Raw genomic sequence first — 1,223 nt, forward strand, 5'->3', positions numbered from 1 at the left:
AGCCGCCACGATTTCGCTGGGCTTGGAGATGGTGTTGTACTGGTCACCGGCAATGATGAGTTGCAGCGCAGCGATGGTCGCGTCGTTGCCCGACACCGGCGGCACGGGGTTCACGCCTGCGGCCTTGAAGGCGGCAATTGCGCCACCGCCGGTGCCGTCATTGGCGGCCACCACGCCCACGATCTGCTTGCCGAAGCGCGCAATCTGGCCGCTCACCCACTGCTGGGCCTTGGCGGGCACCCAGTCGGGTGTGTCGTATTCGGCCAAGATTTTGTAGCCGCTGTTGTCCAGCCCGGCGTGGATACCCTTCTTGATCAGGCCTGCTGCCGCATCGGTGGGCGAGCCGTTGACCTGCAGCACACCGCCTTCGCCCGGCTTCACGCCTGCGGCCTTGAGGCGCGCCACCAGCGAGTCGGCAATGGCTTTGCCGATGCCTTCGTTGTTGAACGACACGTAGTAGTCGGCCTTGGCTGCGGGAATGGGGCGGTCATAGGCCACCACCTTGATGCCCTTGGCCTGGGCCTGCTTGACCAGCGAGGCGGCAGCGGTGGAATCCACCGGGTCCAGCACGATGGCTTTTACGCCCTGCGAGATCATGGCGTTGAACTGTTGCTGCTGGCGCGATGCGTCGCCGTCGGCGTTTTGGTAGAGCACTTCGCAGGCGGCGCAGAGCTTCTTCATTTCGGCCTTGAAGCCGGGGCTGTCGTGCTCTTCGTAGCGGGTGGACGACTGGTCGGGCATCAGGAACGCGATCTTGGCGGGGGCGATGGTCTGGGCATACAGCGCGGTGCTGCCCAGGACGAGGGCGGTCAGGGATGCAAGGCGGGTCAGGGTACGAATCTTCATGTCTATCTCCGGTTTATGTAATTGGTCTTCTCAAAGGCGGGGCTGGGGTGTTCAGGGCATGGGCAGGTCATTCCTTCCATAGTTGGGTAGTCGCACAATCGATTGAGCTCTAGTGCACAGCAGAAGCGGAATCCACACTGATCTGGCGCAACTGGTGCATCACCGGTTTGAGCGTGGGGTACAGCGCCACATACAGCTTGAACAGTGCGGCATAGGTGCTGCGGGCCGGTTCCTGCGGCTGGGCGCGGGGGGTGAGCTGCACCCAGCCCTTGCGCACCGTGGCGGCATCAATCAGGCCCACACCATAGGCGGCCAGTTGCGCGGCCCCCAGCGAGGCTTCGACTTCTTCGGCGATGGTGAATACCGGGCGGCCGGTC

Annotated in this window: 1 protein-coding gene and 1 pseudogene; both read right to left on the reverse strand. The window is 63.7% G+C overall.

Annotated elements, in window-relative coordinates; translation table 11 throughout:
* On the reverse strand, positions 1–846 hold an 846-nt coding region (locus AC097L_RS25030), incomplete at its 3' end, for an ABC transporter substrate-binding protein (RefSeq protein ID WP_479589417.1).
* A 109-nt stretch (positions 847–955) separates the two neighbouring features.
* Positions 956–1,223, reverse strand: a pseudogene (locus AC097L_RS25035) (hypothetical protein); the annotation flags it as partial.

The organism is Rhodoferax sp. RT5P35 (assembly GCF_056521385.1).